The organism is Alistipes sp. CAG:29 (assembly GCF_000435435.1).
Lineage (GTDB): Bacteria > Bacteroidota > Bacteroidia > Bacteroidales > Rikenellaceae > Alistipes > Alistipes onderdonkii.
On record NZ_FR893503.1, the window covers coordinates 24,993 to 31,250 of the forward strand.

The following is a 6,258-nucleotide window of genomic DNA, read 5'->3' on the forward strand; positions in this document are numbered from 1 at the left end:
GGGGGGCGGGGGGGTGGCCGAGATGAAAGCCTGCAAAGGCGCCTACCTGTTGGAGGTGCGCGTCGAAAGCGAAGAAAACGTATTCCCGATGGTGCCGGCCGGCGCTCCCGTGTCGGCGATCCGGCTCGAATAAACCGAACGAGGTATGGAACAAGAGTATATCATCACCGTATTTTCGGAGAACAAGGTCGGGCTGCTGAGCCAGATCACGACGGTCTTCACGTGCCGCAATGTCAACATCGAAAGCCTGACGACTTCCGAGTCGGCGCTCGCGGGCATCCATAAATTCACGATCGTCGTCCGCACCGGCCCCGACCGGGTCGAGAAGCTCGCGCGGCAGGTCGAAAAAAGGATCGACGTGCTCAAGGTCTTCGTCTACACCTCGGACGAAGTCGTGCAGCAGGAGATCGCCCTTTATAAAGTCACGCGCAGCCGCAACGTCGAGAAACTCGTACGCGAGCACAATGTCCGCATTCTGGAGATCGACGACGACTACATCGTCGTCGAGAAAACCGGCCATAAGGCCGAGACGCAGGCGTTGTTTCGCCTGCTGCAACCCTTCGGCGTGCAGCAGTTCGTGCGCAGCGGCACGGTGGCCATCATCAAATCGCGGCGCGAGCTGCTCAACGAATACCTCGAAGAACTCGAGAGGAACAGACAAAGAACGGATTCATTTTAACTTTTAAAACTCATACAACTATGGCACAGATCAATTTCGGCGGAGTAGAAGAGAAGGTCGTTACCCGCGAAGAGTTTCCCCTGGAAAAAGCACGCAAAGTCCTCAGGGACGAAACCATCGCCGTAATCGGCTACGGCGTACAGGGGCCGGGGCAGTCGCTCAACCTCAAGGACAACGGATTCAACGTCATCGTCGGACAGCGCGAAGGCTCGAAAAGCTGGGACAAGGCCGTCGCCGACGGCTGGGTACCGGGCGAGGGTCATCGTGGGCCAGCGCGAAGGCTCCGCGAGCTGGGACAAGGCCGTAGCCGACGGCTGGGTGCCGGGCCAGACGCTTTTCGGCATCGAGGAGGCCGCCGAGCGCGCCACGATCATCCAGTACCTGCTCTCCGACGCCGGGCAGATCGCCGTATGGCCGACGATCGAGAAACACCTCGCGCCGGGCAAGGCGCTCTACTTCTCGCACGGCTTCGGCATCACCTACAAGGAGCGCACGGGCATCGTGCCGCCGGCCGACGTAGACGTGATCCTGGTCGCCCCGAAAGGCTCGGGGACTTCGCTGCGCCGCATGTTCCTCGAGGGCCGCGGCCTGAATTCGAGCTACGCCGTATTCCAGGACGCCACGGGGCGCGCATTCGAACGCGTGGTGGCGCTGGGCATCGGCGTAGGTTCGGGCTACCTGTTCGAAACCGACTTCAAGCGGGAGGTTTACTCCGACCTGACGGGCGAGCGCGGCACGCTGATGGGTGCCATCCAGGGTATTTTCGCGGCCCAGTACGACACGCTGCGCGCCCACGGGCACACCCCTTCGGAGGCTTTCAACGAAACGGTCGAGGAGCTGACCCAGTCGCTCATGCCGTTGGTGGCCGAGAACGGCATGGACTGGATGTACGCCAACTGCTCGACCACGGCACAACGCGGTGCGTTGGACTGGTGGAAACGCTTCCGCGATGCCACCAAACCCGTCTTCGAAGAGCTTTACGGCGAAGTGGCCGCCGGCAACGAGGCGCAGCGCTCGATCGACCTGAACAGCAAACCTGACTACCGCGAGAAACTCAACGAGGAGCTGCGCGAGATGCGTGAAAGCGAGATGTGGCAGACAGGCGCCGTGGTGCGCAAGCTCCGCCCGGAGAACAACTGATCCCCCGGGAGGCCTTGCAATTTTTCAGATTGTTTCGCGCTCCGGCGGGTCGTGTCCGCCGCCTCCGGCACCGCTTGTAAATCCGGCCTTCCCCGAGCCCCCGCCCCGGCGGGGACTTGAGAGGCGGCGACGCGGCGGGATTCCCACAGCGGGACACAGGCGGCCGGCAATTAACAGTTTTGTAACGTAATATACAACAACAATCAATCTATGTGTGGTTTCGTAGGACTATTTGACATCCGCCGGAAATCGGATGCGCTGCGTGGGCAGGTACTGAAAATGTCGAAGCAGATACGGCACCGGGGCCCCGACTGGTCGGGTGTCTACTGCGGCGAGCGGGCGATCCTTTCGCACGAGCGGCTTTCGATCGTCGACCCCCAGTCGGGCGGTCAACCCCTGTTCAGCTGCGACGGGAAACAGGTGCTGGCCGTGAACGGCGAGATATACAACCATCAGGAGATCCGCGCCGAGCTGGCCGGCGAATACGATTTCCAGACAGGCTCGGACTGCGAGGTGATCCTGCCTCTCTACCGCAAACTGGGTGTCGGGCTGCTGGAAAAGATCAGCGGCATCTTCGCCTTCGCGCTGTACGACATCGAAAAGGACGAATACCTGATCGCCCGCGACCCGGTCGGCGTCATCCCGCTCTACATCGGCTGGGACAGCGACGAGCAATTCTACGTGGCATCGGAACAGAAAGCCCTCGAAGGGGTATGCAGCACCATCCGGCCGTTCCTGCCCGGGCACTACTGGTCGAGCCGCGAGGGGAAAATGGTGCGCTGGTACAAGCGCGACTGGTTCGAGTACGACGCCGTGAAGGACAACGGCGCCGACATACAGGCGCTGCGCGAGGCGCTGGAATCGGCCGTCAAGCGGCAGCTCATGTCGGACGTACCCTACGGCGTACTGCTGTCGGGCGGCCTCGACTCGTCGATCATCTCGGCCGTCGCCAAGAAATACGCCGACCGGCGCGTCGAATCGAACGACCGCGACCGGGCCTGGTGGCCGCAGCTCCACTCGTTCGCCATCGGACTGAAAGGGGCGCCCGACCTGGCGGCGGCACGCAAGGTCGCCGACCATATCGGCACCGTACACCACGAAATCAACTACACCGTACAGGAGGGGCTGGATGCCGTGCGCGACGTGATCTATTATATCGAGACCTACGACGTGACGACCGTACGCGCCTCGACGCCGATGTACCTGCTGGCGCGCGTCATCAAGTCGATGGGCATCAAGATGGTGCTCTCGGGCGAGGGTGCCGACGAGGTTTTCGGCGGCTACCTCTATTTCCACAAGGCGCCCGACGCCCGTGCCTTCCACGAGGAGACCGTGCGCAAGATCAGTAAGCTGCACCTCTACGACTGCCTGCGCGCCAACAAGTCGCTCTCGGCATGGGGTGTCGAGGGGCGCGTGCCGTTCCTCGACAAAGAGTTCCTCGACGTGGCGATGCGCATCAACCCGGCGGCGAAAATGGCCAAGGACGGGCATATCGAAAAATGGATCCTGCGCAAGGCGTTCGAGGACATGCTCCCCTCCGAGATCGTATGGCGTCAGAAAGAGCAGTTCTCCGACGGCGTAGGCTACAACTGGATCGACACACTCAAGCAGCTGACCGCAGAGGCGGTCTCCGACCGCGAGATGGAACACGCTGCGGAGCGTTTCCCGATCAACCCGCCCCGCAACAAGGAGGAGTACTATTACCGTACGATCTTCGAGGAACACTTCCCGTCGCATACGGCAGCGCAGTGCGTACCGTCGGTACCGTCCGTAGCGTGCAGCACCGCCGAAGCGCTGGCCTGGGACAAGGCGTTCCGCGACATGAACGAACCGTCGGGGCGCGCCGTGCTGGGCGTGCACAACACCGACCTGACACACGACACCCACCGACCCGAAACCGACTGAACCCGGTAAGGCCCCTGCCGAAGCAGGGGCCTTCCTTTATCGGATCGGAATTCATAAACGGCATCGCTCCGGTCACAGATACCTGTGACCGGAGCGATTTCTTGCGCCCTGAGTGGCCGGACAGCCCCGCGCCCGGCATCAGCGCCGCTGCTTCTTCGCGTCGGGTTTGCGGCGGGAGCGGCGGGCGGCAGGTGCCACGGGTTTTCGCGCAGGGACACGTTTTACGGCGGGCTTCCCGTCCCCGGGGTCTGCCCCGGGTGCTTCGGAAACTTCCGCAGCCGGGATATTCCCTGCGGCAGGTGCGGGGACTGCGGGGGCAGCGCCCGCCGTCCGGCGCGGCTTCTTGCGCACCGACCAGCCGAAGTGGCCGATGGCCTCGCCCAGGGCGAAATATTCGCCGTGGGAGTAAACGATCGGGCAGGCACGTTCGAGGCAGAAACGCCCCGTAACAGGGTCGATATAGGCGGCATCGACCTGCACGGCGACCACCTCGGCCAGGAACATGTCGTGCGAACCGAGGGGCATCACCTGCCGCACGCGGCACTCGATGCTTACGGGCGCCTCTTCTACGATCGGCGCCGCGACCTGCAAGGCCTTCCCGGGCGTGAGCCCCATTTCGCGGAATTTGTCGTAGTCGCGCCCCGACCGCACCCCGCACCAGTCGGCGGCGCGGGCCAGGTCGCGGGTCGTGAGGTTGATGACGAACTCCCCCGGGCGGCGGATTATTTCGTAGGAGTGGCGTTCGGGGCGTACCGAAATGTAGCACATCGGCGGGTTGGTGCATACCGTGCCCGTCCACGCCACGGTCAGCAGGTTATACTCTTCGGGCGTCGCACCGCAGCTCACCAGCACGGCCGGCAGCGGATAGATCAGCGTCCCGGGTTTCCAGCTCTCCTTCATCGGCGGCGTCAGTTAGCCTTCGCAAAGAAATTGCGGAAGAATACGATCTGAAAGTCGATGGCATTGCCCCAATAGGCACCGGTATGCCCACCGGGGCGTACATAGAAATCGTGCATGATGCCCCGGCGCAGCAACTCGTCGTGGAAATCGTTGTTTACCTCGAAGAAGAAATCGTCGTAGCCGCAGTCGAAGATGATCGCCAGGTCGCCGTTCCCGAGCTGCGGGATGAGGTTGATGGGCGTAGCCTCTTCCCAGGCTTCGGGATGCTCCGTAATCTCGCCCAGCAACTGCGGGATCTCCCAGTTCTGCGGGAAAGGACGTATGTCGAGCCCGCCGCTCGTGCTGCCTGCGGCACCGAACAGCCCCTTGTGCTTTATGGCGAGCGACATGGCCCCGAAACCGCCCATGCTCAGGCCCGTGATCGCGCGTCCCGAGCGGTCGCGGGCTACGGGATAACGCGCTTCGACAGCGGGCAGCAACTCGCGTATCATGAAGGTTTCGTAGAGGCTCTTCTCGCGCACCTTGCTGTCGAGGTACCAACTGTTCCCCACGCCGGGACAGATGAAGGCGATCCTCTCGCGGTCGGCGATTGCGGGCAGCGAAGGCTTGATCTTCAGCCATGCCGTCTCATCGCCCGAGTAGCCGTGCAGCAGGTAGACCACCGGACAGGGCTCAGCGGCGGATGCGCCCTCGGGCACGATCGCCACGACGGGTACGTCACGATCCATCGAGGGACTGTGCACGGCAAGCGTGTCGACCGTAGCCGCAGAAACGACCCGCACCGCCAGCAACAGCAAAAAAGTAAAAATAAAAATCCGTTTCATGGTATATGGGTTTAGTGAAGGCAAAAATACGAAAAAAACGTATCTTTGCCATATGCTAACGGAATTCATCCGATACCTCAGCGCCGAACGGCGTTACTCCCCGCTCACCGTCCGCAATTACAAACACGACGTCGGGCAGTTCCTGGCATGGCTGGATTTCGACGAGGCGCGCTCCGACCCGCGCAGCATCACCGCAGACCAGGTGCGCGAATGGATCATCCACCGCACGGAGGAAGGCAAGATCGGCGCGGCGTCGATGAACCGCGAAATCGCCTCGATCCGCACCCTCTTCCGGTGGCTGCTCCGCACGGGGGCCATCGAAAAAGACATCTGCCGGACGATCCCCTCGCTCAAGACCTCGCGCCGCCTGCCGGCTTTCATCCCCGAGAGCCGCATGACGGACATCGTCAGCAAATGCGAAGAGGCGGACGGGGATTTCGAAACGGCACGCAATTCGCTCGTCATCCTGATGTTCTACGCCTGCGGCCTGCGCCTTGCCGAACTGGTCGGCATCGACCGCGACGACTTCTCGGCCGACTACGCCTCGCTGCGGGTACGGGGCAAGGGAGACAAGCAACGGATGGTACCGATCCTCGAATTCGTACGCGAAAAGATTTTAAGTTACCTCGACCTAATTGCGAGGCAAAATATTTGCAATTCTGCGGAAAAAGCACTATTTTTAACACACAAAGGAAAGCGCATATCGCGGAGCGTCGTTTATCGCACGGTACAGGCGGAACTGACCCGTGCGGGCGTACAGGGCAAGAAGAGCCCCCATGTGCTCCGGCATACGTTTGCGACGCACCTGCT

At 62.0% G+C, this 6,258-nt stretch carries 4 protein-coding genes and 2 pseudogenes; 4 read left to right on the top strand and 2 right to left on the bottom strand.

What is annotated here, in order from left to right; genetic code table 11:
* Nucleotides 1-145 precede the first annotated feature (145 nt).
* From ilvN to asnB, 3 genes and pseudogenes are all read left to right on the top strand, one after another.
* Nucleotides 146-679 carry an acetolactate synthase small subunit gene (gene ilvN / locus QVP03_RS11720; protein WP_022333599.1) on the top strand — a complete coding sequence of 178 codons (534 nt, stop codon included), beginning with the start codon at nucleotides 146-148 and terminating at the stop codon, nucleotides 677-679.
* A 20-nt stretch (nucleotides 680-699) separates the two neighbouring features.
* Nucleotides 700-1,819, top strand: a pseudogene (gene ilvC, locus QVP03_RS11725) (ketol-acid reductoisomerase).
* Nucleotides 1,820-2,029: 210 nt separating this feature from the next.
* A complete protein-coding gene (asnB, locus tag QVP03_RS11730; RefSeq protein WP_022333601.1) occupies nucleotides 2,030-3,724 on the top strand; it encodes an asparagine synthase B in 1,695 nt (564 codons plus the stop codon).
* A gap of 339 nt (nucleotides 3,725-4,063) precedes the next feature.
* Here the strand turns inward: asnB and QVP03_RS11735 are convergent.
* Nucleotides 4,064-4,624, bottom strand: a pseudogene (locus tag QVP03_RS11735) (flavin reductase family protein); the annotation flags it as partial.
* An 8-nt stretch (nucleotides 4,625-4,632) separates the two neighbouring features.
* Nucleotides 4,633-5,448, bottom strand: coding sequence for an alpha/beta hydrolase (locus QVP03_RS11740; RefSeq protein ID WP_022333603.1), 816 nt, complete (start codon nucleotides 5,446-5,448; stop codon nucleotides 4,633-4,635).
* 52 nt (nucleotides 5,449-5,500) lie between these two features.
* On the opposite strand from QVP03_RS11740, the gene QVP03_RS11745 reads away from it, so the two are divergent.
* A partial coding sequence (locus QVP03_RS11745) for a tyrosine-type recombinase/integrase (RefSeq protein WP_288210801.1) occupies nucleotides 5,501-6,258 on the top strand: 758 nt, incomplete at its 3' end.

What these genes read in the sequence shown, in the direction of transcription:
- ilvN (WP_022333599.1), top strand. Translation starts at nt 146, where the DNA reads ATGGAACAAGAGTATATCATCACCGTATTTTCGGAGAACAAGGTCGGG.
- asnB (WP_022333601.1), top strand. Translation starts at nt 2,030, where the DNA reads ATGTGTGGTTTCGTAGGACTATTTGACATCCGCCGGAAATCGGATGCG.
- QVP03_RS11740 (WP_022333603.1), bottom strand. Translation starts at nt 5,448, where the DNA reads ATGAAACGGATTTTTATTTTTACTTTTTTGCTGTTGCTGGCGGTGCGG.